The organism is Mobilicoccus sp., assembly GCF_032060985.1.
Classification (GTDB): domain Bacteria; phylum Actinomycetota; class Actinomycetes; order Actinomycetales; family Dermatophilaceae; genus Mobilicoccus.
In genome coordinates, this window is the sequence record NZ_DAMBGD010000003.1 from 228,177 (window position 1) to 254,771 (window position 26,595).

23 protein-coding genes are annotated in these 26,595 nt (G+C 72.7%); 5 read left to right on the forward strand and 18 right to left on the reverse strand.

What is annotated here, in order from left to right:
* A complete protein-coding gene (locus RT054_RS04175) occupies nt 1-1,482 on the reverse strand; it encodes an APC family permease (RefSeq protein WP_312721625.1) in 1,482 nt (493 codons plus the stop codon).
* 133 nt (nt 1,483-1,615) lie between these two features.
* Complete coding sequence (locus RT054_RS04180) at nt 1,616-3,724, reverse strand: DNA topoisomerase IV subunit B (protein ID WP_312721627.1); 2,109 nt, start codon at nt 3,722-3,724, stop codon at nt 1,616-1,618.
* A 315-nt stretch (nt 3,725-4,039) separates the two neighbouring features.
* Here RT054_RS04180 and RT054_RS04185 point away from each other — a divergent pair, with 315 nt between their 5' ends.
* Together RT054_RS04185 and RT054_RS04190 are read left to right on the forward strand one after the other, a co-directional pair.
* Nucleotides 4,040-4,243 carry a hypothetical protein gene (locus RT054_RS04185; protein WP_312721629.1) on the forward strand — a complete coding sequence of 68 codons (204 nt, stop codon included), beginning with the start codon at nt 4,040-4,042 and terminating at the stop codon, nt 4,241-4,243.
* 127 nt (nt 4,244-4,370) lie between these two features.
* Complete coding sequence (locus RT054_RS04190; RefSeq protein WP_313022252.1) at nt 4,371-4,892, forward strand: DUF456 domain-containing protein; 522 nt, start codon at nt 4,371-4,373, stop codon at nt 4,890-4,892.
* 156 nt (nt 4,893-5,048) lie between these two features.
* Here the strand turns inward: RT054_RS04190 and RT054_RS04195 are convergent, their stop codons facing one another.
* From RT054_RS04195 to RT054_RS04220, 6 genes are all read right to left on the reverse strand, one after another.
* Nucleotides 5,049-5,486 (reverse strand): DUF3040 domain-containing protein, encoded by a 438-nt coding sequence (locus RT054_RS04195; protein WP_312718753.1) that lies wholly within the window; start codon nt 5,484-5,486, stop codon nt 5,049-5,051.
* Between the two features lie 214 nt (nt 5,487-5,700).
* Nucleotides 5,701-6,933, reverse strand: a complete 1,233-nt coding sequence (dinB, locus tag RT054_RS04200) for a DNA polymerase IV (RefSeq protein ID WP_312718755.1) — start codon at nt 6,931-6,933, stop codon at nt 5,701-5,703.
* 87 nt (nt 6,934-7,020) lie between these two features.
* Entirely contained in the window at nt 7,021-7,794 is a 774-nt protein-coding gene (locus RT054_RS04205) for a methyltransferase (protein ID WP_313022253.1), read from the reverse strand.
* A 466-nt stretch (nt 7,795-8,260) separates the two neighbouring features.
* Nucleotides 8,261-12,310, reverse strand: coding sequence for a DNA polymerase III subunit alpha (locus RT054_RS04210; protein WP_313022254.1), 4,050 nt, complete (start codon nt 12,308-12,310; stop codon nt 8,261-8,263).
* A 5-nt stretch (nt 12,311-12,315) separates the two neighbouring features.
* Nucleotides 12,316-12,735: an SAV_6107 family HEPN domain-containing protein gene (locus RT054_RS04215; protein WP_313022255.1), complete on the reverse strand. Its 420-nt coding sequence runs from the start codon at nt 12,733-12,735 to the stop codon at nt 12,316-12,318.
* A 199-nt stretch (nt 12,736-12,934) separates the two neighbouring features.
* A complete protein-coding gene (locus tag RT054_RS04220; RefSeq protein ID WP_312718762.1) occupies nt 12,935-13,249 on the reverse strand; it encodes a DUF6504 family protein in 315 nt (104 codons plus the stop codon).
* 433 nt (nt 13,250-13,682) lie between these two features.
* Between RT054_RS04220 and RT054_RS04225 the strand changes: the two genes are divergently transcribed.
* Nucleotides 13,683-14,795, forward strand: a complete 1,113-nt coding sequence (locus RT054_RS04225; RefSeq protein ID WP_313022256.1) for a polyprenyl synthetase family protein — start codon at nt 13,683-13,685, stop codon at nt 14,793-14,795.
* An 18-nt stretch (nt 14,796-14,813) separates the two neighbouring features.
* Here the strand turns inward: RT054_RS04225 and RT054_RS04230 are convergent, their stop codons facing one another.
* Nucleotides 14,814-15,221: an Rv2175c family DNA-binding protein gene (locus tag RT054_RS04230; protein ID WP_313022257.1), complete on the reverse strand. Its 408-nt coding sequence runs from the start codon at nt 15,219-15,221 to the stop codon at nt 14,814-14,816.
* Nucleotides 15,222-15,296: 75 nt separating this feature from the next.
* Between RT054_RS04230 and pknB the strand changes: the two genes are divergently transcribed.
* A complete protein-coding gene (gene pknB, locus RT054_RS04235) occupies nt 15,297-17,351 on the forward strand; it encodes a Stk1 family PASTA domain-containing Ser/Thr kinase (protein WP_313022258.1) in 2,055 nt (684 codons plus the stop codon).
* Between the two features lie 56 nt (nt 17,352-17,407).
* Here the strand turns inward: pknB and RT054_RS04240 are convergent, their stop codons facing one another.
* From RT054_RS04240 to RT054_RS04260, 5 genes are all read right to left on the reverse strand, one after another.
* Complete coding sequence (locus RT054_RS04240; protein ID WP_312718768.1) at nt 17,408-18,004, reverse strand: molybdopterin-dependent oxidoreductase; 597 nt, start codon at nt 18,002-18,004, stop codon at nt 17,408-17,410.
* A gap of 9 nt (nt 18,005-18,013) precedes the next feature.
* On the reverse strand, nt 18,014-19,408 hold the full coding sequence (locus RT054_RS04245) for a class II 3-deoxy-7-phosphoheptulonate synthase (protein WP_313022259.1): 1,395 nt from the start codon (nt 19,406-19,408) through the stop codon (nt 18,014-18,016).
* A 158-nt stretch (nt 19,409-19,566) separates the two neighbouring features.
* Entirely contained in the window at nt 19,567-20,301 is a 735-nt protein-coding gene (locus RT054_RS04250) for a response regulator transcription factor (RefSeq protein WP_312718770.1), read from the reverse strand.
* Nucleotides 20,298-21,533: a MacS family sensor histidine kinase gene (gene macS / locus RT054_RS04255; protein WP_312718771.1), complete on the reverse strand. Its 1,236-nt coding sequence runs from the start codon at nt 21,531-21,533 to the stop codon at nt 20,298-20,300. Before macS ends, RT054_RS04250 begins: the two co-directional genes overlap by 4 nt.
* A 12-nt stretch (nt 21,534-21,545) precedes the next feature.
* Complete coding sequence (locus RT054_RS04260; protein ID WP_312718772.1) at nt 21,546-22,589, reverse strand: 1-acyl-sn-glycerol-3-phosphate acyltransferase; 1,044 nt, start codon at nt 22,587-22,589, stop codon at nt 21,546-21,548.
* A gap of 138 nt (nt 22,590-22,727) precedes the next feature.
* Here RT054_RS04260 and RT054_RS04265 point away from each other — a divergent pair, with 138 nt between their 5' ends.
* Nucleotides 22,728-23,513, forward strand: coding sequence for a hypothetical protein (locus tag RT054_RS04265; protein ID WP_313022260.1), 786 nt, complete (start codon nt 22,728-22,730; stop codon nt 23,511-23,513).
* 39 nt (nt 23,514-23,552) lie between these two features.
* Here the strand turns inward: RT054_RS04265 and RT054_RS04270 are convergent, their stop codons facing one another.
* The 4 genes from RT054_RS04270 to RT054_RS04285 are packed head-to-tail and all read right to left on the reverse strand — an operon-like array spanning nt 23,553 to nt 26,531.
* A complete protein-coding gene (locus tag RT054_RS04270) occupies nt 23,553-24,536 on the reverse strand; it encodes an ROK family glucokinase (RefSeq protein WP_312718775.1) in 984 nt (327 codons plus the stop codon).
* Entirely contained in the window at nt 24,533-25,543 is a 1,011-nt protein-coding gene (locus tag RT054_RS04275) for an ROK family glucokinase (protein ID WP_313022261.1), read from the reverse strand. Before RT054_RS04275 ends, RT054_RS04270 begins: the two co-directional genes overlap by 4 nt.
* Nucleotides 25,540-26,091, reverse strand: a complete 552-nt coding sequence (locus tag RT054_RS04280; RefSeq protein ID WP_312718777.1) for a hypothetical protein — start codon at nt 26,089-26,091, stop codon at nt 25,540-25,542. The genes RT054_RS04275 and RT054_RS04280 overlap by 4 nt, the downstream gene beginning before the upstream one ends.
* Nucleotides 26,088-26,531 (reverse strand): SRPBCC family protein, encoded by a 444-nt coding sequence (locus tag RT054_RS04285; RefSeq protein ID WP_312718779.1) that lies wholly within the window; start codon nt 26,529-26,531, stop codon nt 26,088-26,090. The genes RT054_RS04280 and RT054_RS04285 overlap by 4 nt, the downstream gene beginning before the upstream one ends.
* Between the last annotated feature and the right edge of the window lie 64 nt (nt 26,532-26,595).

The following is a 26,595-nucleotide window of genomic DNA, read 5'->3' on the forward strand; positions in this document are numbered from 1 at the left end:
TCACATGTGCGTGCGGCCCTCACGCTGGGACCGCAGGTCGAGCGCGTCGACGTGGCCGCTGAGTTTGTCGACCCTGTCCGGGCCGTCGTCGTCGGACCCGATCTTGAACAGTCGAGTGATCCCCCAGAGCACGACCCCGACGACGAGCAGCAGGCCCGCGACGGCGTAGTCCTGTGCCGGGCGACCGCTGAGGGGGCTGGCGAGGAAGCCCGCCGTGAGTGCGCCGAGGACCGCGACGATCGTCGGGGTCGTGAAGTGCTCGTGTTCGACCTTGTCCTTGCGCAGGAGCAGCACCGCCACGTTGACGACGGTGAACACGATGAGGAGCAGGAGGGACGTCGTGCCGCCGAGCGCCTTGAGGTCGGCGAACCAGATGAGGACGAAGGCGAGCAGCGTCGTGAAGACGATCGCGACCCAGGGTGTGCGCCGGCCTGCGTGGACCTTGCCGAACACCCGCGGGAGCACCCCCTCGTGGGCCATGCCGTAGAGCAGACGCGAGGCCATGAGCATGTTGATGAGCGCGGTGTTGGCGACGGCGAACATCGTGATGAACGCGAAGATGCCGATCGGGAACGCGGGGGCACCGGCCTGGATGACCTTGAGCAACGGGGTCTCCCCCTCGCCGAGCTCGGCCACCGGCACGAGCATCACCGAGGTCACCGCGACGAGGATGTAGACGATCCCCGTGATCGTCAGGCCCGTGAGCATGATCTTGGGGAAGATCCTCGCCGGGTTCTTCGTCTCCTCGGCCATGTTGACCGAGTCCTCGAAGCCGACCATCGCGAAGAAGGCGAGCGCGGTGGCCGCCGTGACCGCCCCGAACGCGGTCTCGCCCTCGGCGATGTGGATCTGGGTGAGCGGGGTGAGGTCGCCCTTGCCGGAGGCGAGCGCGAACGCGCCGATGCCGATGATGATGAGCAGACCCGACAGTTCGACGCAGGTGAGGACGACGTTGACCTTGACGCTCTCGCTCACGCCGCGGAAGTTGATGCCCGCGACGATGAGCATGAACCCGAGGGCGACGAGCATGAGCATGAGGCCCTGGGTCGCGGAGTCCCATCCGAGCACCGAGCCGAGATTGCCGGCGAACGCCTTGGCCGCGCTGCTGCTCGACGTGAGGCCCGAGGCCATGACGGTGAACGCGACGAGGAACGTGATGAAGTGCACCCCGAACGCCCGGTGCACGTAGACGGCGGCACCGCCCGCCCTCGGGTACTTCGTGACGAGTTCGAGGTAGCTCATCGCGGTGAGGAACGCGACGACGAAGGCGAGGAGGAAGGGCAGCCACACCGCACCGCCGACGTCCTGGGCGACCTTGCCGGTGAGGGCGTACACGCCGGTGCCGAGGATGTCGCCGACGATGAAGAGGAGGAGGAGACCGGGCCCGATGCGACGGACGAGACCGGGCTCGCCGCCGCGACCGCCCTCGGAGGGGTCGGAACCGCCGTAGGCGGCGTTGATGTCGTCGTCTGTCTCTCGCATGGGCACACGTTCGTCCTACCGAGGGCCGCACGGCACCCCCGAATGATCACAGAACGATCACGACTTGCCGACGGGGTTGACGGGTCGGGGCCACGGATCCTCCACCTCCCCCGCCACCCTGGGGCGCCGGTGTTCAGGCGTCGATGCGCTCGCGGTCGAGATAGTCGGCCGCGTCGACGAGGAAATCCTTGCGCGGGGCGACATCACTGCCCATGAGCAGCGAGAACGTGCGCTCGGCACGTTCGGCGTCGGCGAGGGTGACCCGCCGCAGCGTGCGCAGGCGGGGATCCATCGTCGTCTCACGCAGCTGCGCGGCGTCCATCTCACCGAGACCCTTGTACCGCTGGATGGGCTCCTTGTAGCGGCGCCCCTTCTTGGCGAGGGTGGCGAGGGTGCGGCGCATCTCGTTCTCGTTGTACGTGTACACGAGCTCGCCCTTGCGGGCGCCCGATCCGAGGACCTCGATGCGGTGCAGTGGCGGCACCGCGGCGTACACCCGGCCGGCGGCGACGAGCGGGCGCATGTACCGGAAGAACAGCGTGAGCAGCAGGGTGCGGATGTGAGCGCCGTCGACGTCGGCGTCGGTCATGATGATGATCTTGCCGTAGCGGGCGGCGTCGATGTCGAACGTGCGGCCCGAGCCCGCGCCCACCACCTGGATGATCGAGGCGCACTCGGCGTTCTTGAGCACGTCGGCCACGCTGGCCTTCTGCACGTTGAGGATCTTGCCGCGGATCGGCAGCAGCGCCTGGAACTCCGAGCGCCGGGCGGCCTTGGCCGTGCCCATGGCACTGTCGCCCTCCACGATGAACAGCTCGGTGCGGTCGGGGTCGTTGCTGCGGCAGTCGTACAGCTTGCTCGGCATCGCCGAGCTCTCGAGCGCGTTCTTGGTGCGCTGGTTCTCCTTGTGCTGGCGGGCGGAGATGCGCGTCTTCATCTCCGAGACGACCTTCTCGAGCAGGAGGTTCGCCTGGGCCTTGGTGTCGCGCTTGCCCGAGGTGAGCAGGGCGGTCAGCTCGCGCTCGACGACCTGCGCGACGACCTGACGCACCGCCGAGGTGCCGAGGACCTCCTTGGTCTGCCCCTCGAACTGCGGTTCGGCGAGACGCACGGTGACGACGGCGGTGAGACCGGCGAGCACGTCGGCCTTGTCGACCTTGTCACCGCCGACCTTGAGGCGTCGGGAGTTCTCCTCGAGCTGACGGCGGAACACCTTGAGCAGCGCCTGCTCGAATCCCGTGCAGTGGGTGCCGCCCTTGGGGGTGGCGATGATGTTGACGAACGAGCGCAGGGTGGTGTCGTACCCGGTGCCCCACCGCACCGCGATGTCGACCTCGCACGTGCGGTCGACGTCCTGCGCGGTCATGTGGCCGCGATCGTCGAGCACGGGGACGGTCTCGGTGAACGTGCCCTCGCCCTGCAGGCGCCACACCTCGGTGACCGGCGGGTCGGTGGCGAGGAAGTCGGTGAACTCGGCGATGCCCCCCTCGTAGCGGAAGGACTCCTCGTGCGGGCCGTCCGCGCCGGGGGTGCCGGGCAGCCCGCGCTCGTCGCGCACGGCGATCGTGAGGCCGCGCACGAGGAACGCCGTCTGCCGGGCGCGCGCGACGAGTTCGTCGTAGGAGAACTCCGCGGCCCTCAGGAAGATCTGCCGGTCGGCCCAGTACCGCACCCGCGTGCCGGAGACCCCGCGCTTGACCTTGCCGACGACGTCGAGCTCGCCGCGGTCGACGAACGGGGTGAACGTGGACTCCGGCGAGGGACCGGACGGGCCGTCCTCGAAGCGCCCGGGTTCGCCGCGGTGGAACGTGAGCCGGTGGGTCTTTCCGCCGCGGTCGACCTCGACGTCGAGCCGGGAGGACAGCGCGTTGACCACGCTCGCGCCGACGCCGTGGAGACCGCCGGAGGCCGCATAGGAACCGCCGCCGAACTTGCCGCCCGCGTGGAGCTTGGTGAACACGACCTCCAGACCCGAGAGTCCCGTGCGGGGCTCGACGTCGACGGGGATGCCGCGACCGTCGTCGCGGACCTCGACCGACCCGTCGGCGTGGAGCACGACCTCGATGCGCGAACACACCCCCGCGAGCGCCTCGTCGACGGAGTTGTCGATGATCTCCCACAGGCAGTGCATGAGGCCCCGGCCGTCGGTCGAGCCGATGTACATGCCGGGACGCTTGCGCACGGCCTCGAGGCCCTCGAGGACCTGGAGGTGTCGTGCGGTGTACGACTCGCCTGCGCTCAACGCCAACCCTTCTCTTTCTCTCCTGCCGCACGGGTTCCGTCGGCCCACGCAGGGTATCGAGCGGCACCGACAACCCGTCGCCAGGCTCGCCGTGGGGGCGAGCCACACGTGGCCCGAGTCGTGCTCACGACCCCGCGTCGACTTTGCGCGAGAGCGGCCCATGACGACCGGAGACCTACACGGAGCGCCCCGAACGCCGATGAGAAGGACGCGCCACGCCTGCCCGATGAGCGTGGGAACAACTCTGCGTGCTTCACTGTTGAGGCAGGTGAGCACCACGCGCCCCCGGCGCCCGAGATGAACGGAAGGCTCGACGTGACAGCTACCTTGGCCCCTGGCCTGACCACGGCCGACCGCTGCGACCGTTGCGGCGCGCAGGCCTACATCCGCGTCCGCCTCGAGAGCGGCGGAGAACTCCTGTTCTGCGCCCACCACGGCCGCGCCCACCTGCCCAAACTCCACGACGTGGCCGCGGAGATCCAGGACGAGACCGACCGCCTCCACGGCGCCGAGGTCTGAGTTCCCACCTCCCACATCGGGATCCACACTTCACCGTAGAACGCCGGCAGGAAACGCCGGGTCGCCTCCGCCAGGAGGCGACCCGGCGTTTCTGCTGGTGGGCCCTGTGGCCGGTAATGTTCGACAGGTGCTTCTCGCCGTCACCATCCTCGCCGCCCTCGTCATCGTCGTCGGGCTCGTCGGCGTCGTCGTCCCCGTCCTGCCCGGGACGGCACTGGTCCTTCTCGCGGTCGTGGTCTGGGCGTTCGTGGCCCAGCACGCGATCGCCTGGGTCGTTCTCATCTTCGCGATCGCCATGGCCGTCGCCGGGTGGGTGCTGCAGTACATGCTCCCCACCCGCCGGATGCAGGCCTACGGCGTGCCGAAGCGCACGCTCATCGTCGGGGCCGTCGCCGCCGCCGTGGGCCTGTTCCTGTTCCCGCCGCTGGGCCTGCCCCTGGGGTTCGTCCTCGGCGTGTTCGGCGCGGAGTGCGCGCGCCTGCGGTCGGCCCAGGAGGCGTGGCCGAGCGCCGTGCAGGCGCTCAAAGCCGCCGCGGTGAGCTACGGCATCGAGCTCACGACCGCCGTGATGATCGCCCTCGCCTTCGCCATCGGGGCGTCGTTCGTGCTCAGCGGCTCCCTCGACGCCGTCCCCTCCCCCACGGTCTGAGCCCCGGATGGCGTGGGCGGCGACGGAACGTCCACGCAGAGGAACACGCCAAAGAAGAACACGCCGGCACGACGCTCGCTGCGAGCGCGGTGCCTGAACACGACGATCCCCCGTCGGCCGGAGCGGCCGAGCGGGGGATCGTGTGTCGTGTGACGGTCAGTAGGCGCCGCCGCGACGACGTTCGTCCCAGCGGTCCTCCTGACGTTGCATGAACGACCCCTGTCCAGGGGCCGGTGCGCGGCGGGGACGCGGGCCGCGTCCACCGCGGCCACCCCGGCCGGTCTTGCGGCTGCGTCCGGTGCTCGTGTCGGTGAGGGTGCGTTCTCCCCCACCGCCGCCGACCCCGGAGGCCCAGGCGACACCGGCGACCATGACGGCGAATCCCACGCCGCCCAGCCAGATGAGTTCGAGGCTCACGCCCGCGACGACGCAAGCGAGACCGAGGAGCGCCAGACACAGTCCGACGACGACGCGCTTCTTCGGGGGACCCGCGCGACGCTGGCCCTTCATCGAGGAGGCGAACTTCGGGTCTTCGGCGTAGAGCGCACGCTCCATTTGCTCGAGCAGCTTCTGCTCGTGCTCAGACAGTGGCACCGCGACCTCCTTCTTTCAGGGCAGCCCAGGCGAATCGAGATGGGACTCCTCGACAACGTCGGGGCTGCCCGGATCGTTCCCTCCCACGGTGATCGTCGTGGCGACAGATCACCGATGTGATCAAGAGTACGGCCCGGAGCCGCGCCGTGGTAGGTCGGTGCCCGGCAGTCCTCGACGAGCGACACGGGCGGGGCGGCACCCGCCCGTCGTCGCACTACCGGTCGTCAGGGTCGGCCTCGTCCCGGGCGACGAGGGAGGCGGGCCGGACGGCCCCCGCGCCGAACCGGACGCGGGCCCGGTCCATCGCGAGGTCGGCGTCGCGCCAGCCGTGCTCGGGTTCGTCGAGCATTCCCTGCACCGGGGTGGCGGAGACGTCGGTGAGGCCTTCGAGGCGCACGCCGACGAGGCGGATCCGGGCCCGTTGCAGGCCGAGCGCGTCGAAGAGGTCCTTCGCGACGAGATAGACGTCGCGGCCGACGTCGGTGGGGTCACGCAGGGTGCGGGAGCGGGTGATCGTCGTGAAGTCGGAGAACCGCACGCGGATCGTCACCGTACGGCCCGTCATCCCGGCGTCGCGGGCCCGCCCGCCGACCTTGTGCGACAGGTGGAGCAGACGGCGATGGATCTCGGCGGGGTCGTCGATGTCGGCGGAGAACGTCTGGTCGGCGCCGATGCTCTTCTCGGTTCGGGTGGGGGTGACGCGGCGGGGGTCACGGCCCCAGGCGAGGTCGTGCAGGGCCGCGCCGTGTTCACCGAGGGCCTTGCGCAGGGTGGTGACGGGGGTGTGCGCGAGGTCGGCGACGGTGACGAGCCCGAGCCGGTGGAGCTGCTCCTCGGTGCGGTCACCGACCCCCCACAACGCCCCGACGGGAAGCTGCTGGACGAACGGGACGACGTCCGCGACCGGCACGACGACCATGCCGTCGGGCTTGGCCAGTCCGGAGGCGAGTTTGGCGACGAACTTCGTCGGCGCGACCCCGACCGAGCACGTGATCCCCTGCTCGTCGGCGACGGTGTCGCGGATCATCGCCCCGATCGTCGCGGGCGATCCCAGTCGCCGGACCGCACCCGCGACGTCGAGGAACGCCTCGTCGAGGGAGAGCGGCTCGACGGCGGGGGTGATCTCGTGGAACGTCGCCATGACGGCCGCGGAGATACGCGAGTACAGCCCGTGGTCAGGGGGGAGCACCGTGGCCTGCGGGCACAGGCGGCGGGCTCGGGACATCGGCATCGCCGAGGCGACCCCGAACGCACGGGCCTCGTAGGTCGCCGACAGGACCACGCCGCGATGGCCCCCGCCGATGATGACCGGGGTGCCGACGAGCTCGGGGTGGGAGAGCAGGGTGGCGGAGGCGTAGAACGCGTCCATGTCGACGTGGAGGATCGTGCAGCCGGTGTCGTCGAGATGGTCGGACTGCGCGGGGCGGGCGAAGCGACGGCGACTCACGGGATCGCTCTCTGCGGGTGGGACCGGATCGGGTGGTGCCGTGTCGGGTGCGGGACGGGGTGAGGCGGCGAGGGGCGGCCCGGGGCGTCAGTCCGCGCGCACGGCGAGAACGTGCAGCCCCGCCCCGAGGCGTCCGAGGAAGGCGGCGGCGCTGCGTTCCGCGACGGCCTGTTCGAGAGCGAGGAGGCTCGCCCGGTCGGCCTCGGAGTCGAGGGAGGCGGAGGGCACGAGGTCGGTGAACACGCGCACGCCCTGGGTGGAGACGGGGGTGAGGCCGCTCGTGACGAGGCGTTCGTGGATCTGCTCGACGTCGAACCGGCGCGGCAGCGGGTCGTCCTCGCCCCATCGGCCGTCGGCGGAGACGAGCGCGGTGCGCGCCGCGTCGAACTGCCCGGCGAGGGCGCGGGAGAGCACGGCCGCGAGCCGTTGGGCGACGAGGAGGCTGACGACCCCACGGGGGGCGAGCACGTCGCGCAGCGCGCCGATCGTCGCCCCCGGGTCGTCGACGTACTCGAGGACGCCGTGGCAGCAGACGAGGTCGACCGGCTCCTCGACGAGGTCGGTGAGAGTTCCGGAGTCGCCCTGGCGGCCGTGGACGCGCTCGGAGACCCCGGCCTCACCGGCGCGGCGGGAGAGGGAGGCGAGGGCGTCCGGGCTGGGCTCGACGACGAGGACGTCGTGGCCGGCCTTCGCGAGCGGAACGGCGAAACCACCGCTGCCACCGCCGAGGTCGAGCACCCGCAGGGGGCGTCCCAGCTCCTCCTGCTGACGGCGGGTCGAGGCGGCGACGACCTGCCACACCGCCGCCGTGCGGATCGAGCTGTCGATCCCGCTCCGACGGATGCGCTGCTCCTCGGCCATGCCGGTCCCTCTCCCTCGAACGGGTCGCGCGAAGACCTCGTCGTCCACACGCGCCCACCTCGCTGCTGTTCGCCGCCCACTCTAGGGGCTCGCCGTCCCCGCATCCGGCACTCCCCCGGCGCGAGTGCGACGTCACGGGTGCGCTCGGCCGTGACGTCGCGCGGGCCGGAGGTCCGGGCCAGGCGGAGGCGCCGGGGCGCCCGGAGAAGTCCGGTCTCGCCCTGACCCCCTGTCGCACCCGGAAGTGCCGCCACACCGAGAGGACACGCCGTCCCGCGGCCACGACGGGCCTCCGGGACGCGGTGGACGCGCCGGGTCCCCGACGCGTGAGGCACCGGGCGACCACCTCGGGACGACACGAGGCCACACCTCGACGAGGCACCCCGACGAGGTGGAGGCGTGAGATTCCGGGGACACGGCGCCGGGAGGCGACGGGGGCGGGGCTCGCGCGGGTGGGCGACGGCGGTCATCCGGCGCTCCCCGGGCTGGCATGCCAGAGCGTGCGGCTGGGCTGGGTGCGTCCGGTGCGGTCGGTGAGCCCGCCGAGTGCGTGGCCCTGACGTGCGGGGACGCCGGCGGGGGCGATGTCGGCGTACGGCGACTGGGCGAACCCGGATGCGTGCCGCAGCACCCGCCTCGGCCGAGGTCGCGCGGCGTCCCCGGCGAGTCCTCCCGCGAGGGTCGTGGGGGTCATCACCGCACGGGCGGCCTCGGCCCCACCGGTCGACCACGCGTCCCAGACCTCGAGGAGGTCGTGCGCGGCGGTCGCTCGCACGGAGACCCCCCGCGGGCCGGTACGGCGGGTGACGCCTCGCACGACGAGGAGCCAGTGGTGGAACACCGTCATCGCATACGCGCCCTGGACGTCCTCGAAGAACGTCGCGTCGACCGGGCCCGTGGAATCGTCGAGGGTGAGGAACACGACCCGACGCCCGGAGCGCACCGGCGGGGTCTGCGTGGCCACCTTGACCCCGGCGACGAGGATGTCGCTGCGGGTGCGGACCTCCCGCAGGTCCTCGGCACGCACGACGCCGAGGTCGTCGAACATCTCGGTGTACGGCTCGAGGACGTGCCCGCTGACGTCGAGCCCGAGGACGTCGAGCTCGGCCCGCACCCGTTCGACGGGATCGAGTTCGGGGAGCCCGCTCGCCGGGGTGAGCTCGGGACCGATGTCGAGCGCCAGCTGCACCGACCTCTCCTCCACCTCCCTCACCGCCGCCGGTGCCCGCGACTGCCCCGCCGCCCGGGCCCGCACGTCACCGGGCCCGGGCGGGGAGGACGCCATGGTCGGGAGGGACGCCGTCTCCGCGAGGGTCGGGACGGCCGAGGTCGACGCGGCGAGCGACGCCCCCACCGCGCCCTCGCGAGGTGCGGTCGATCCGTGAGGCCCTGGAGACCCCGAGGACCCGGGGGACCCTCCGGCCACGACTCCGGCACCGACAGGGACGACTCCGGCCCCGACACCCGCCCCTCCTCCGGCAGCGACGCCTACCCGCGCCGCCTGAGCGCGGCTCGCCCCGCCTGCACCCCGGCCGCGGTCGGTGGCGCGGTTCCAGCGGTCGAGTTCGGCGACGTGGAGCAGCAGGTCACGACGGGTGATCGCGCCGCGTCGTCCGAGGCCACCGCGGGAGGCGACGTCGATGCCGTAGAGCTCGTCGAGGGCCCCGGCGAGGACGAGGCGTTCGAGCACGGGACGGCTGGGCCGGGCACGGCGGGCAAGGTCCTCGAGCCCGGCGTAGGGCCGCCCGGCGACGATCCGGGCGACCTCGTCGGCGGAGATCCCCTTGACGTCGGCGAGGCTCACCCGGATGCCGAGGGTGCCGTCCTCGCACCGTTCGACGCGGTAGACCTCGTCGGAGGCGTTGACGTCGAGGCCGAGGATCGGGATGCCGTGGGTGCGCGCGTCGTCGAGGATGAGCCGTTTGGGGTACATGCCGGGGTCGTGGGTGAGCACCCCGGCGATGAACGCCGCCGGGTGGTGGGTCTTGAGCCATGCGCTCTGGTAGGTGGGCAGTGCGAACGCCGCCGCGTGGGCCTTGCAGAAGCCGAAGCTCGCGAACGCGGCGAGGACCTCGAAGATGCGGTCGCGGTCGGCCGGGGCGTACCCGCGGGCGGCGGCGGCCTCGTACCACCAGGCCTGGACCTCCTCTCGCCCCTCGTGGGTGCCGAGCGCCCGACGCACCTCGTCGGCCTCGGCGAGGCTGATGCCGGTCGTCGTCGCGAGGATGCGCAGCACCTGCTCGTGGAAGACGACCACCCCCCACGTCTCGGCGAGGGCGGGCTCGAGGGAGGGGTGGAGGTACTCGGGCTCGGCCCACCCCTGCCGCGCGCGCAGGAACGGGGTGATCATGTCGGACTTCACCGGGCCCGGCCGGAAGAGGGAGATGTCGATGATGAGGTCCTCGAACGTCTCGGGGGCGAACTTGCCGACGAGTTCGCGCTGGCCGGGGCTCTCGATCTGGAAGCACCCGAGGGTGCGGGTGGAGCGGACGAGCTCGTAGGTCTCGGGGTCGTCGAGCGGGACGCAGGCACGGTCGTCGAGATCGACGTGGGTGTCCTCGACGCGGGCGATCTCGGCGGTGGCGTACGCCATCGCCGACTGCATGCGGATGCCGAGGACGTCGAGCTTGAGGAACCCGAGCGCCTCGACGTCGTCCTTGTCGAACTGGCTCATGGGGAACCCGAGCCAGCTCGCCTCGACGGGGGTGCGATCGAGCAGTCCGAGCCCGGAGAGCACGACCCCGCACGGGTGCAGGGCGAGGTGGCGGGGCAGCCCGTCGAGGCGTTCGACGAGTTCGAAGAGCACCTCCATGCGAGGCGCGGTGAGCCCCATGCCGGAGAGCTCCGGCAGGTCGGCGATGGCCGTGCGGGCGTCGCGGGCGCGGATGTGGGGGAATGCCTTGGCGATCGCGTCGATCTCGACGGCGGGCAGCCCGAGCGCGGATCCGACGTCACGGATCGCGTGGCGCACCCGGTAGGTCTCGGTCATCGACACACACGTCACCCGTTCGCCGCCGAAATGATCGAGGATCAGCTCGTACATCTCGGTGCGCCGGGCCGACTCGACGTCGATGTCGATGTCGGGCAGCTGCGCCCGCAGCGGGGTGAGGAAGCGTTCCATGAGCAGCCCGTGCCGCATGGGGTCGATGCCGCTGATGCCGAGCAGGTGGTTGACGAGGCTGCCCGCCCCGGAGCCCCGGGCGGCGACCCGCACCCCGGCGCCGCGCACGAGGTCGCACACGAGCGCGACCGTGAGGAAGTACGTCGCGTATCCGAGGGAGGCGACGACCCCGAGTTCGTCGTCGAGCCGCTCGGTGACGCGGGCGAGTTCAGCCTCCCCCGCGTGCGGGTAGCAGCGGGCGATCCCCGCCCGGCACCGTTCGACGAGGACGCGGTGGGGGTCCTCGCCCGGTACGAGGCCAAGGACGTCGGGTTCGGGCAGGTGGATCGATCCGAGCCCGACGTCGCGCCGGGGATGCTGGACGCACTCGGCGGCGATCGCCGCGGTGACGTCGAGGAGCAGGCGTGCCTCCCGGTCGTCGCGGGTGAGGCGTCGGGCGATCGTCGTCATCGTCGTGGTGGCGGCGAGATGACCGGCCGTGCTCACCCGGTCGAGGTGGCGGTCGTCGAGCACGGTGAGACGCCGCGCCGCGTCGAGCACGTCGACGGTCGCCGCACCGTCGGGGGTCGCATGCCGGACGGCGGCGGTGAGGACGCACGGCACCCCGACGTCACGGGCGAGCTGCACGAGGCGTCGCGACTGCGCCGCGCTGCGGACGTGCCCGGGCGGGGCGTCGTGGCACGTCACCTCGACGACGAGGGATTCCCCGAGCAGGTCACGCCAGCGCAGCAGCAGCTCCCGTGCCCGATCGGGGCGGTCGAGGATCGTGCGCCCCACGTCGGAGTCCGGGCCGAGCAGGACGAGCAGGGGCGAGGGCGCCGCCCCCCCGACACGGACCTCCTCCCCGACCGCGTCGGCGAGCATCCCGGGGGTGACCAGCGGTTTCCCGCGTTCGGCGGAGGACAGGTGCGCGGCGGTGACGAGACGGCACAGCGCCGCCCAGCCCCGCCCCGGCGCGACCCCGGCGCCGGCGCCGCGGGCGAGGACGACGACCCGAGGCGCGCGATCGTCGACGAGCGCACCGCCGCGTACCGGGGTGCGGGGGCCGCGAGTCCTCGCCGCGCCCGCAGGCATCCCGACCCCGAGTGCCCCGAGCCCGCCGCCGTCCCCCCCACCGTTCCCGTTGCCGTTCGCGTCGAGGCGATGCGGGGCGCCGGGGTGGAGCAACGCCCGCGCCGCGCCCTCGTCGAGGGCGAGGTCGACCCCGAGGACGGGGTCGATGCCGGCCGCGGTCGCCGCGCGCACGAACCGGACCGCGCCGTAGAGACCGTCGCGATCGGTGAGCCCGAGGATGCCCTGCCCGTCCGCGGCCGCGGCCTCGACGAGCGCGGCCGGGGACGAGGCCCCGTAGCGCATCGAGCTGCTCGAGGCGACGTGCAGATGAGCGAAGGGCATCGCGCTCAGCCCCGACCGGCGACGGCGAGACCGAGGTGGGCGGAGCCGGACTCGAAGGGCAACCCGAGAGCACCGAGCACGAGACCGTGGAAGGTCTCCGAGTCCCGCAGCAGGTCGTCGGCCTCGCGGGGGCTCGCGACCTGACCCGCCTCGAGCGCACCCCGACGAGCACCGCACAGGGCAAAGTAGTCGGCCCATTCGGTGAGTTCGGGCGCGAGGGAGGCGAGCACCGTCCACGTGTCCCGCATCGGGGCGGGACGACGGCCCGCGGGCCGAGACGTGCGGGCGGAGACGACCGCCGCCGCCGATCGCAGGGCGGCGAGGTGGGCGTTGACGTACCGGTCGTTCGTCGTCTCGCTGCGGTGTGCGCTGACGAGCGTCGAACGCGCGCGGTCGAGCAGGTCGAAGGTCGTGGCTGCGGGCATGACGGTGGCCTCTCCTCGGAGGGGATGGGGGGTGACGCCGACGGGGGGGACGAGGTCGCGTGGATGCGGGACGGGTTCGGCAGTCGTCGCGAACGGGACGTGACGGGGGACGTGAGTCGAGGACGTCGACCGGCCCGAGGGGGCGGTCGCGTCGGAGAGGGGTGGTCGTGGGGTGCAGGAGCGTGCGGACGGGGTGTGGTCAGTCACCGACGCGGAGGAGACGCCAGTCCTGCCCCCGGGCGAGGTCGTAGACGCCCGAGCCGGTGGAGCCACGGGCGACGGCGGTGACCCGCCACACGTACTCCTCGAGGTGGTTCGGCTGGAGGGCCCAGACGCCCCCGTCGTTCGCCAGGGCCCGCCGCCACCACGGCCGACGCATCACCCACCGGTCGTGGACGGCATCGACGTCGTAGACGCGGCCCTGCCAGATGAACCGCCGGGGCGGCACCTCGGACTCGGGGCATCCGTCGACCCGCGCGATCTGCACCTGGACCGGTTCGTCGTACCTGCGCATCGCACCTCCCCTGTCGAGGCCTCTTCGCGGGGCGCCCGCGACCGACCGCCGACGGCGTTTCGGGCACGGACGAAGACCACGAGACCTGGCTTGGGACCCGGCGTCGGAACCGGTGTCGGATCTGGTTCGAGACCCGGCGCCAGCCCTGTTCGAGCCCATTTTCGAATCGAACTTCTGTTCGATGCATCGAGAGTACACCCCACCACCGACAACCTGTCAACGATGACGAATGCGCAGCTCAGGGCCGATGCGGACCCTCGGTGTACACATGAACGACGGGTGGACGTGCGTCCGACAGGGGGCCGTCCGGCGGTCCGCCCCGACGCGGGCGTGACGTCCCCCGTGCCGTAGGCTCGACCGAACGGGCCGGCCGACGCAGGCCCTCCCCGCCCGGCTCAGGCGAGACGAGCAGACGAGGAGACGAGGAGACACGATGTCCGTCCCCGGGACACCCGCCGTGGCCACGCACGACTACGACCTCCCCACGCTGCGCGGCCGGGTGGAGTCCGTACTCACGAGCGAGATCGCCCACCAGCGAGACAGCCTCGCCCCGCTCGGCCACGACGTCGTCCCCCTCGTCGACGCGATCGCCGACCTCCTCGGTGCCGGCAAGCGCCTCCGGGCGGCGTTCTGTGACTGGGGCTATCGCGCGACGGGGGGTGTGCACACCGAGGGCATCGTCACGGTGGCCGCGGCGATGGAGATGTTCCAGGCGGCCGCGCTCATCCACGACGACGTCATGGACGACTCCCGCACCCGCCGCGGGCGCCCCACGGCGCATGTGCGCTTCGGCGAGATCCACACGGCCCACGACTGGTCGGGCGAGCCCGGGCGCTACGGCCTCGCCGGCGCGATCCTCGCCGGCAACCTCTGCCTCGTGTGGTGCGACGAGATGGTCGCCCGCGCCGCCCTCCCCGCCGACGAACTCGCCCGCGCCCGCACCGTCTTCGACGAGATGCGCACGCACCTCATGGCCGGGCAGTTCCTCGACATGCACGTCGCGACGGCCGGATGGGACGACCTGCACGAGGCGGACCGCATCGCGCGCAGCCGCACCGTCGTGCGCTACAAGAGCGCGCAGTACAGCGTGGCCCACCCTCTCCTCATCGGAGCGCGGGCGGCAGGGATCTCCGACACCGACGCCGCCCACCTCCGGGAGTACGGGCTCGCGCTCGGGGAGGCCTTCCAGTTCCGCGACGACCTGCTCGGCGTCTTCGGCGACCCCACGACCACGGGCAAACCGGCGGGCGACGACCTGCGCGAGGGCAAGCGCACCGTCCTGCTCGCGCTCGCCCTCGGCGCGGAGGACACCACCGACGCGCGACTGCTCGCCGACCGGGTCGGCGACCCCGCCCTCACCGACGCGGACGTCGCCGACCTGCGTGCCGCCATCACCGGGTCCGGGGCCGTCCGGCGCCTCGAGTCCCTCATCGACGAGGGCGTGCACGCCGCCCGCGGCCACCTTCGGGACGTCGAGGGGATCACGGACGCGGGGCGCGCGGCCCTCGACTCGTTGATCGACGCCGCGACGCAGCGGGAGGCCTGAACCCTCCGCACGGCCTCCTCAGAAGGCCGTCTCCATCGCCCGTCGGCGGATCTCGCTCTTGTGGCCCGCGAGCAGGGCCCCCATCGGACTCCCGTCGCCGACGAGACCCTCCTGCGGGGTGAAGAGCCACGTGAGCAGTTCGAGGTCGTTCATGCCGCCGTCGGCGAGCACCGTGATGGTGCCGGGCAGCGCAGGCAGGGGCCCCTCGGGCGTGACGAACACGGCCGGGATGTAGATCGCGTTGTTGGGGCCGCGCCGCACGGCGACGAGCTCGTGGTTCTTGAGCTGGGTGCGCACGGTGGAGAGCGCGCATCCCTGCCGCTCGGCGGCCTCGGGCACCGACAGCCACCCGTCGACGAGGGTCTCGAGGTCGGCGAGGCGCGGGTCGGGCGAAGGCGTCCGGTCGGTCGGCTGCTGGTCGTTCACGGACCCAGAGTGCCAGAGACGCGCCCCTGCGCGCCGCACCGGCCGCGCCGTGGGCGGCCCCCCTAGACTGCCGCCGTGGCGACCGTGCAGCAGGACGGACTCGTCGGCCGCACGGTCGACGGGCGCTACACGGTGCTCACCCACCTCGCCGACGGCGGCATGGGCAGCGTCTACGCGGCCCTCGACACCCGCCTCGATCGGCAGGTCGCCCTCAAGATCATGCGCGTCGATCTCGCCCGCGACCCCGAGTTCGTCCGGCGATTCCGCCGGGAGGCGAGGGCGGCGGCGCGGCTGTCGCACCCGAACGTCGTCGGCGTGTTCGACCAGGGTGAGGACGACGGTCTCCTCTTCCTCGCGATGGAGTTCGTCGACGGGCAGACCCTGCGCGACCTCCTCGAGGAGCAGGGCGCCCTCACCCCTCGCGAGGCGCTCGACCTCGTCGCCGCGATCCTCGAGGGCACCGGCGCGGCCCATCGCCGCGACGTCCTGCACCGCGACATCAAGCCCGAGAACGTCCTCGTCTCGGCCGAGGGGCACGTCAAGGTGGCCGACTTCGGCCTCGCCCGCGCGATGGGCGCGACGACCGCGACCGGACGCACCGGCCCCCTCCTGGGCACCGTCGCCTACCTCGCGCCCGAGCAGGTCGAGCACGGCACGGCCGACGCCCGCACCGACCTCTACGCCATCGGGCTCGTGCTCCACGAGATGCTCACCGGTCGTCCCGCCGTCGCGGGCGACTCCCCCATCCACGTCGCCTGGCAGCATGTCACCGGTTCGCTGGCCACGCCGTCCTCGCAGGTCCCGGAGCTTCCGGTGGTCCTCGACGACCTCGTCGGACAGGCCACGCGCCGGGACCCGGCCGAGCGGTTCGCCGACGCCGAGAGTTTTCTCGCCGCGGTGGACGCCGCCCGCGCCGAGCTTCCGGCCGCGGCGCTCGACCACCGTCCTCGTCACGTCGATCCCGCCGGTCCTCGCCTCGAGGGCGACGCGGACCGGTTCCACGACACCGGCACCCTGTTCCGACGGACCCGGGCGCTCTCCCGGGCCGAGCTCGGCACCTCCTCACCGACACCCGACGAGCACGGCGGTGCCACCGCAGCCCAACCGATCGGGACCGGGGCCCAGGCCTCGGTGGCCGGGGTGACCCCTGCTGCCCCGCACGCGCCCCCCACCGCGAACGCTCCCGCTTCGTCGCACGTCGCCGAGACTCCCCCCACGCCCGACGCCCCCGGCCCGCGCGGGGCCACGCGCCGACGGGCGCGCCATGCTCTCCTCGCGGCCCTCGTCGTGCTGCTCGTCGTCGCCGGGGTCGGGGCCTACTGGTGGTTCGGACCACCGGGACAGCGCACCGTGCCGGCGGTCGTCGCGACCGAGGTGGTCGCCGCCGAGGAGGCGCTGCGCGCCGAGGACCTCGTCCCCATCACCGAGGAGGCGTTCTCCGAGACCGTGCCGCGGGGCCAGGTCGTCTCCTCGGAGGCCGCGACGGGCACGGTCCTGCACCGCGGGTCGCGCGTGCGGCTGGTCGTCAGCAAGGGACCGGAGCGCTACGACGTCCCCGACGTGCGCGGACGCACCCCCGAGGAGGCCTCGGCGCTGCTCGCCGACACCAAGCTCGCCGCCGGCGCGACAAAGGAGGCCTACGACGAGACGATCGAGAAGGGGAAGGTCGTGCGCACCGAGCCGCGGACCGGCACGGCGGCCAAACCGCGCACCGCCGTCACCCTCGTCGTGAGCCGGGGCCGCACGCCGGTCCCCCTCACGGGCATCGTCGGCCTGCGCCGCGAGGAGGCCGTGACCCGGCTCGAGAACGCCGGCCTCACCGTCGTGGTCGCCGACGAGCGGGTGTTCAGCACGACGGTGCGCGCGGGCTCGGTCGCCGAGACGGCCCCGGCGGGCCGTGTCTACCGGGGAGACACGGTGACGCTCACCCTGAGCAAGGGTCCGGAGATGGTCCGCGTGCCCGCGGTGCAGGGCAAGACCGAGGCCGAGGCGGTCGCCGAGCTCAAGGCCGCGGGATTCGAGGTCGAGGTCAACCGCATCCTCGGCGGGGTCTTCGGTACGGCCCGTTCCACCGACCCCTCCGGCGGCACCGCACCCAAGGGCAGCGTCGTCGTCCTCAACATCGTCTGACGGCAAACCCGAGACGGCAGGATGGGGACGGTCGGCGTGGGCGATGACAGCGCGCCTCACTCCTGGTGGGCGTAGCGCTCCTCACGCCAGACGTCACCGGTGAAGTGGTAGCCGCGTTCCTCCCAGAACCCCCGTTGGGGCGAGGCGAGGTACTCGATCGTGAGAAGCCACTTCGGCCCCTTCCACCCGTACAGGTGGGGGACGACGAGGCGCATGGGCCAGCCGTGCTCGGGGGCGAGGGCCGCCCCGTCGAGATGCGTCGCGAACAACGCCCGAGGGGAGAGGAGGTCGTCGACGGTGAGGTTCGAGTGGTACCCGTAGGCGGCGCAGGCGTACAACCACCGCGCCTCGGGTGCGGGCGGGGCGAGATCGATGATCGTGCGGGCCGACACCCCGCCCCACACGAGCCCAGGGGTGCTCTTGTGGGACGCGCAGTGCAGATCGGCCCGCACCTCGACGTGCGGCAACGCCTCGACGTCGGCCCACGACAGGCGCGTCATCGAGCCGTCGGCCGTGGCGCCCTCGATCGTCAGCGACCACGAGTCGAGGTCGATCCGCGGCACCCGTCCGTAATGGTTGGGACGCAGCGGCGCCTCCCGCTGTCCCGGTGGGAGACGGGCGGGTTCGCGGAGGTCGTCGCGGGGGTCGTTCACGAAACCCCGTCAGGCCTGCGGGTCGTCGCCATCACCGTTCACCTGGTCGAGCGGGGTGGGGGCGTCGCCGCGGTTGCGGTCGGCGAGCATCTCCGCGACGACGAACGCGAGCTCGAGACTCTGCTGGTGGTTGAGGCGAGGGTCGCAGAGCGTCTCGTAGCGACGTTCGAGGTCGCTGTCCTCGAGGTGCATGACGCCGCCGAGACACTCGGTGACGTCGTTGCCGGTGAGCTCGACGTGCAGGCCGCCGGGGTGGGTGCCGACCTGGGCGTGCGCGTCGAAGAACCCGCGGACCTCCTCGACGATGTCCTCGAACCGGCGCGTCTTGTACCCGTTCTCGGTGGAGAAGGTGTTGCCGTGCATCGGGTCGCACACCCAGGTGACGAGACGCCCCGACTCCTTGACCGCCTCGAGGATGGGCGGGAGGGCGTCGCGGATCTTGTCCTGCCCCATCCGGGTGATGAACGTGAGCCGGCCGGGGTCGCCCTCGGGGTCGAGCCGCTCGATGAGTTCGACCGCGTCGGCGCCGGTGGCCGTGGGGCCGAGCTTGACGCCGATAGGGTTGGTGATGCGTGAGACGTAGTCGAGGTGGGCCCCCTCCCGCTCGCGAGTGCGCTCGCCGACCCAGAGGAAGTGCCCGGAGGTGCCGTACGGACGCCCGGTGCGGGAGTCGATGCGCGTGAGCGGCTTCTCGTAGTCGAGCAGGAGGGCCTCGTGGCTCGCCCACACGTCGACGCGTCGGAGGGCCTCGAAGTCGACGCCGCAGGCGTTCATGAACTGCATGGCCCGGTCGATGTCCCCGGCGATGCGCTCGTACCGCTTGTTGGCGCGGTTGGACATGAACCCGCGGTTCCAGTCGTGGACGTGCCGCAGGTCGGCGAAGCCCCCCTGCGTGAACGCCCGGACGAGGTTGAGGGTCGCCGAACTCGCGTGGTAGGCGCGGACGAGCCGCTGCGGGTCGGGACGCCGCGCGTCCTCCTCGAAGGAGAAGTCGTTGACCATGTCACCGCGGTAGGCGGGCAGTTCGACGCCGCCGCGGGTCTCGGTGTCCTTGCTGCGCGGTTTGGCGTACTGGCCGGCCATCCGCCCGATCTTCACGACCGGCAGGCTCGCGCCGTAGGTGAGCACCGCGGCCATCTGGAGGATCGTCTTGACCCGGTCGCGGATGTTGTCGGCGGTGGCGGAGGCGAACGTCTCGGCGCAGTCGCCGCCCATGAGCACGAACGCCTCACCCCGCGCGGCGTCGGCGAGGCGGCGACGCAGGATGTCGCACTCCCCGGCGAAGACGAGCGGAGGATAGGTCGACAGCGTGTGCTGCGCGGCCCGGAGTGCCTCGGGGTCCGGCCACACCGGCTGCTGGCGGGCGGGCAGGTCGGCCCAGGTGAGCGAGTCGTTCGGAGTCACCCGGTCAGGGTAATGCGCGGTGGGTGTGGCTCCGTCCGCGGGTTCGGATGGCGGGCATACAACAGGAGGCACCTCCGGGGTCCCCCACGCGGCGGCGACGTCGGGCCGCGCGCCCACCGCGAGGCCGACCGGGCCGGGACGAGCGGCGATGCCGCGGCTCAGGCCTCGTCACCGGGGTCGACGAGGCCCCGGGCCACGGCGTACCGGGCCAGTTGCACCCGGTTGTGCAACTGCAGCTTGCCGAGGATGTTCTGCACGTGGTTCTGGACCGTGCGGTGACTCACGACGAGCATGTCCGCGATCTCGCGGTAGCTCATCCCCGTCGCGACGTGGCGGAGGATCTCCGTCTCGCGCGGGGTGAGGACCGGGGGGTCCTCCTCGCCCGGGCCCGATGCGGTGTCGGCGAGACGGCGGAACTCGCCGAGCACGAGACCTGCGAGTCCGGGCGTGAACACCGCCCGCCCCGCGGCGACCGCGTGCACGGCCGCGAGGAACTCCTCCCGGCTCGCGGACTTCACGAGGTACCCGGTGGCCCCCTCCTTGACCGCCTGGAGCACGTTCTCGGCCTCGCCGGAGGCCGAGAGCACGAGGATCCGCACCGAAGGCAGGCGGGCCTGCAACCGGCGGCAGACCTCGACACCGTTCATCTCGGGCAGCATGAGGTCGAGGACGAGGACGTCGGGCGAGACGGCGAGGGTGCGATCGACCGCCGCACGCCCGTCGGCGGCGGTGCCGACGACGTCCAGACCGGCGGACTCCAGGTCGCGAGCGACGGCCTCGCGCCACATCGGGTGGTCGTCGGCGACGACGACCCGGATCGGCCGTCCGTCCGCACCCGTCCCGCCCGCCGACGCATCCGGGCTCGTCGCGTCCTCGCCGTCGGGACGGTTCATCCCGGGCCTCCTGTCGTCGGTGCGTCCGGCGCGATGCCGGGGCCCGCCTCGATCGGGGCACGCATCTCCACGACGGTACCGCGTGCACCCGAGGTGACCTCGGCGCTGCCGCCGAGATCCGCCAGGCGCGACACGATGCTCGAGGACACCCCCAGACGGCCCTGGTCACGGGCCTGCTCGAGCCGTCCCGGCGCGATCCCCGCGCCGTCGTCGCGCACGGTGACGAGCACCTCCCCGGCGACCTCCTCGATGAGCACCCACGCCCGCGCCTCCGGGCCGGCGTGCCGGGCGACGTTGTCGAGGGCGGCGCCGACCGCGGCGTCGAGCTCGCGTGCCCGGTCGCTCGAAAGGACGAGGCGGCCCGTGTCGACGACGACCACCCTGTCGCTCGCGCGGGCGAGCAGGAGGCGGGTGAGGTCGGTCACGGGTGGCGCGCCGTGCGCGGCGGGCGGCGGGTCCTGCGAGACCGGCGTGCGGATGAGCTCACGCAGTCGACGCTCCTGCTCACCGGCCATCCGGCCGAGATCGGCGGCCTCGCCCCCGACCTCGAGGCCCCGTCGATGGACGAGGCTCAACGCCTGCAGCACGCCGTCGTGGACGCTGCGGGCGAGCCGTTCGCGCTCCACCACCCGAGCCCGCACGACCTCGGCCTCCCGCGCGAGGCGGTGGGCGCGGCGTACGAGGTCCGTGCAGTACCCGACGAGGGTGCCGAGCAGCAGGAGGATGACGATGTTGTGGAACGTCACCGAGTTGGGATGACGGATGAGCACGAGGTCGGCCACGGCGATCACTCCCGCCGCACAGCCGCCGGCGACCGGGCCGGCGAGCACGGCCCACGAGAGCACCGTCGCCGCGGGCCACAGTCCCGGGACGGTCGGCGCCCCACCCTCGATGGCCGCGCGGGAGTCCACGAGGGCCGACCCGAGGATCGCCGCCGCCCCGATCGCGAGCTCCGTCCCGAGCCACCACGGCGTGCGGCGGCGCACGACGAGTGTGGCGACCGTCCACGCCGTGAGCACCCCGAGGATCACCCATCCGCGGGTGGGGTGGGCGACGCCGGGGAGTCGGTAGGCGTACAGCCCGACGACGTACAGCAGGACGAGCGGCCGCAGCAGGTCGAGAGCCGTCCAGAACCCCCGGATCACCGGGGCGTCGTCGGACTCGGGCACGATCCGGGCGAAGCGTGCGGGGGGCAGGCCGGGGCCGGACGCCTCACGGTCCGCCTCGCCCATCGCAGGTCGTGCTCAGCGCTCGTCGGCGTCGGAACCGGTACCGGAGGAGTCGGGTGCCACGTCCGCCGCGTCGTCCCGCGTCCGTCCGTCGACCGTCGGGGAGTCGTCGGTCTCACGGCTGTCGTCGCCGGCCTGAGCGTCGGCACGACGGCGTCGGCGCTGGTCCACCTCGGCGCGGGCCGCCTGGATGAACTCCTCCGCACGGGCCTGGGCGCGGTCGCCCTCGGCCTTGGCGCTCGCGACGAAGTCGCTCGCCTTCGCCTGCACGTTGGCGCCGACGTTGGCGCTCTCGGCCTTGGCATTCGCGACGAAGTCGCTGGCCTTGGCCTGGACGTTCGCGGTCTCCGCCTTGGCCGCGGCGATGAAGTTCTCGGCGGCCGCGGCGATCTGCTCCTTGACCGTCGCCGCGTACTCGTCGACGTACTCCTGGCCCGAGAGCTCACGCAGGGCCGCCATGATCTCGTCGGTGATGTGGCGGAGCACCTCGTGGTCGTCGGCGCGGTCCTCGTACTCCGAGAAGTCCATGGGGGTGCCGAACTTCATGCCGACCTGCATGACGTTGGGGATGATCTGGCCGGTGGGCTGGGCCTTGTCGGTGTCGATCATCGCGACCGGGATCACGGGCACGCCCGCGGTCAGAGCCATGCGGGCGATGCCGGTCTTGCCCTTGTAGAGCCGACCGTCGGGCGAGCGCGTGCCCTCGGGGTAGATGCAGAACAGCTCGCCCCGGCGCAGCACGGCGAGGCCGGCGTCCATCGCGACCTGGCTCGCCGCCCCACCGGAGCGGTCGATGGGGATCTGACCCGTGCCCCGGAAGAACGCCGCCTTGAGACGGCCCTTGAGCCCGGGCTGGGTGAAGTAGTCGCTCTTGGCCGGGAACGTGATGCGCCGGCTGCTCATGAGCGGCAGGAAGATCGAATCCGAGAAGCTGAGGTGATTGCTCGCGAGGATCGCCGGACCGTGCGTGGGCACGTTCTCGACCCCCTCGGCATAGGGGCGGAACAGGACCCGCAGGACCGGGCCGATCAGCACGAGCTTGAAGAACCAATAAAGCACCTGAACCTCCGGGTCGAGAACGCCCCCTCACCGTACCGGCCGGTTCGTCCGAGCGGGAGGGTTGACTCACCTCCCTTGGGCCGACCTCGCCCGCGGGCTCTGCGAGAATCGGGACGACGACGGCGGGAGGTGGGATCCATGACGCGCAACGACCCTGGCGGACGCGACGACATCGACGCTCGCTTCGCCGACATCGTCGCCCACTGGGACGATCCGCCGCCCGAGGCGACGGAGGACGACGGGGCCCTCGAAACGCCCCCGGTCGACCGCGCCGGTGGCGCGACCGCGGTCGGCGACGGGCCCGATGGCGAGCCGGCCGACGAGAGGCCCCACCGGGTCGACGACCTCGCGACCGGACACGGCGCCGACACCCCGACCACCCCGGAGCACGGGCGCGGGGTCGAGTTCCCCGATCCCCGGCGCGACGTCGAGGACTCCGGCCGGGGTCACGGCGTGAACCCGCCGCCGGGGCGTCACCCCGGTCACACGTTCCCCGGTGCCGGTGTGTTCGGGACATCCGGCGCCTCCGGGGCCTCCGACACCGCAGGGACCTCCGGTCCGGCGCGCCCGGACGGGACGGCCGATGCGGACGCGGCGCCCGACGCACGACCCGACTCGCGCTCCTCCACCGGCGACGCCTCCGGCTGGCGTGTCCACGTCCCCCCGGAGGACGAGGAGGAGACGTTCGTCCCTCCCCCGCCGCAGCCGTTGCCCGCGGTCCTCACCGACTGGCCCTTCTACCTGGCCCTCGGTGGTCTCGTCCTCGGCCCGCTGGCGCTCGTCCTGCTCGTGATGCTCGCCCCCACGGAGCGCCACCTCATGTGGGTCGCGGCGGGCCTGACGATGGCGGGCTTCGTCACGCTGGTCCTGCGTCAACCGCTGGACCGCGACCCCGACGACACCGACGACGGCGCCCGCGTCTGACCGGCTCCGCCCCGGACCTCACGCCCCGGGGCGGGCGGATCACGCGTGACGGGCGAGGTCGGCGGCGCCGATGAGTCCGGCCTCGGGGCCGAGAGCGGCGTGCACGATGCGGGCCTCGGGACGATAACCCCGGCCCGGCAACCGGCGTCGGAACGCCTCCCGGGCCGGGTCGAGCAGCAGGTCACCGGCCGCGCTCACCCCGCCGCCGACGACGAACAACCCGGGATCGAACGCCGCGGCGAGTCCCGCCATGCCGATGCCGAGCCAGTGACCGATCTCCGCGAGGAGTTCGCGCGCCGTGGGGTCACCGTCCTGCGCCGCCTCGGTGACGAGCGGTCCGGCGAGGCGAGTGGGGTCTCCCCCGACGCGCGCGAGGAGGTCCTCGGCCACCGGTGAGCGGGTCGACATGAGGCCGCGCGCCTCCCGCACGAGGGCGTTGCCGCTCGCGTACTGCTCCCAACAGCCGCGGTTGCCGCACTCGCACCGGATGCCGTCCGGCACGACCTGCATGTGGCCGAACTCGCCCGCGATGCCGAACCGGCCCCGCTGGAGGACGTGGTCGATGAGCAGGGCTCCGCCGATGCCGGTGCCGAGGGTGATCATCACGACGTGCGACTCGCCCCGCGCGGCGCCGAAGCGCGACTCCGCCCACGCGGCCGCATTCGCGTCGTTGTCGACGGTGATCGGGCGCCCGATGCGGTGCGACAGCGAGTCCCGCAGCGGTTCGTCGCGCCACGACAGGTGGGGCGCGAACACGACGGTCGCACGGTCGGCGCCGACGAATCCGGCGGCCCCGATCCCCACGCCGTCCACGGTCCGCCCGTCCTCGCGGGCTCGCCCGAGGAGTTCCTCGACCGCGTCGACGATGATGTCCTCGACGATCCGGGGGCTGCTCGAGCGGTCCGGGGTGTCGCGGCGTGTGCGGCACACGATCGTGCCTTCGGCGTCGACGAGGCCGGCGGCGACCTTCGTGCCACCGATGTCGACGCCGATGGCGAGGCCCTCGTCGGCGGCAGGCGTCACCGCAGCCCCTCCTCGCGCGCGAGCGCCGCCGCACCGACGACCCCGGCGTCGTCGAGCAGTTCGGCGAATTCCATCCGCGCGTAGGGCCGGAAACCACGACCCGTGATGCCCTCCTCGAACGCCTCTCTCGCGGGCAGGAGCAGGAGGTCACCGGCCTGGGAGACGCCGCCGCCGATGAGGATGAGCTCGGGATCCAGCACGGCGGTCAGTGACGCCGCGCCCGCACCGATCCAGCGTCCGAGGTCGGCGATGAGGTCGATCGAGGCGGAATCCCCCTCCAGCGCCGCGGCGGTGATGTCGGGCCCGCTGAGTTCGTCGGGCTCGTCACCACACCGGGCCCGCAACGCCGCAGCCTCGGGCCCGGCCACGGCGACGAGCCGGCGCGCCTCGCGCAGCAGGGCGGTGCCGGAGCCGTACTGCTCGAGGCAGCCTCGGACGCCGCAGCCGCACAACCGGCCGTCGGGCACCATCCGGATGTGTCCGAGCTCGGCGCCGACGCCGAAGGCACCGCGCAGCAGCCGGCCCGCCGTGACGACGCCGCCTCCGACGCCCGTCCCGATCGTGAGGAACACGAGATCGTCGACGTCACGGGCAGGGCCGTGGACGAACTCGCCCCACGTGGCGGCATTGGCGTCGTTCTCCATGACGACGGGCAGTCCCACGAGCTCGGCGAGCCGCGCCTTGAGCGGCTCGTCGCGCCACGCGACGTTGGGGGCGAACATCACCCTCTCGCGCGCGCGGTCGAGGAAACCGGCGACGGCGACGCCGACCGCGGGGACGTCCTGGTCCGCGGTGAGGTCCCGGACCACCTCGGCCGCGGCCGACGTGATCTCCGACGCGTCCTGCGCGGGGGTGTCGCGGCGGGCGCGGCGGATGATCCGCCCCTCCGGCCCGACGAGTGCACCGAGGATCTTCGTGCCGCCGATGTCGAGCCCGACCGTGACGTCCCCCGCCCGGGCCTCCCTGGCGGCACCCGTCACGTCGTCTCCGCGCGTCGGGTCGGTCATGCCTGCTCCTGTCGTCCGTCATGGAGGTTCGATGTCCCCGCGTCGTCGCTCCGGCCGCTCTCGCGGGGGGACTCCTCGGCGGGATCCGTGGTCGCGGTGCCGCGGCCCGCCCGGGCCTCGATCGTCGTGGCGGCGCTCCGCAGGCCACGGGCGAGAAGATCGCCCACGTCGGCGATGTCACGCAGCACCTGCGGCGCGTGGTCGTGCGCCCAGCGGCGACCACGACACCAGGGGCAGGAGTCGCAGGTGTCGCTCGGATGCGGTGGCCGGTCCTCCCCGCGCGAGTCCTCCCCGGCGAACAGGCGGGCGACGGACGGGGCGAAGCCCTCGGTCACCGCTCCCGCGTCGGCGACCAGGCGCAGCACCCGGTCGGTCGACGAGGCGTGCCCTGCCCCTGCGGACTTCGCCGAGTCGGCGTCCGAGTCCGAGTCCGAGTCCGAGTGCGAGGGGGAGGGTGCGGGTGAGGGCGACTCACGACGCGCGCGACGCAGCGCCTCCGACAGTCGCCTCGCCTCCTCCGCCGCGGATCCGATCGGGGCGTCGCTCATCCCTCGGCCCGGGCCTTGAGCCCGCCCAGCGCCGTCGTGACGATGGTCTTCTCGGCCTTGCGGCGCAGCATCCCCGGCAGCGGCACGGCGAGGTCGACGGCGAGGTCGTAGGTGACGAGAGTTCCGTCACCCTCCCGAGCGATGACGTACCGGCCGTCGAGGGCCTTGAGCTTGCTCGAACGCACCAGGTGCCACGTCACCTCACCGACGCCGTCCTCGGCCAACTGCCAGTCGTAGGCCAGGACGTAGGTGTCGCTGACGGGCCCCGCGTCGATCGTGAACTCCACCTCCTGCGGCCACGAGTCGGCGTCCTCGCTGAGCACCGTGACGGAACGCACGTCCGCAGACCACTCCGGATACGACTCGACGTCGGCCACGATGTCGCAGACCGTTCCGGGCTCGGCGGCGATACGGATTGACTCCTGTGTTCTTGCAGACATGTCCGTAGGCTAGCCGCGCGCAGCCCCACGAGTAGGGTGACCGAGGCTCGGGCACCCCGCCCAC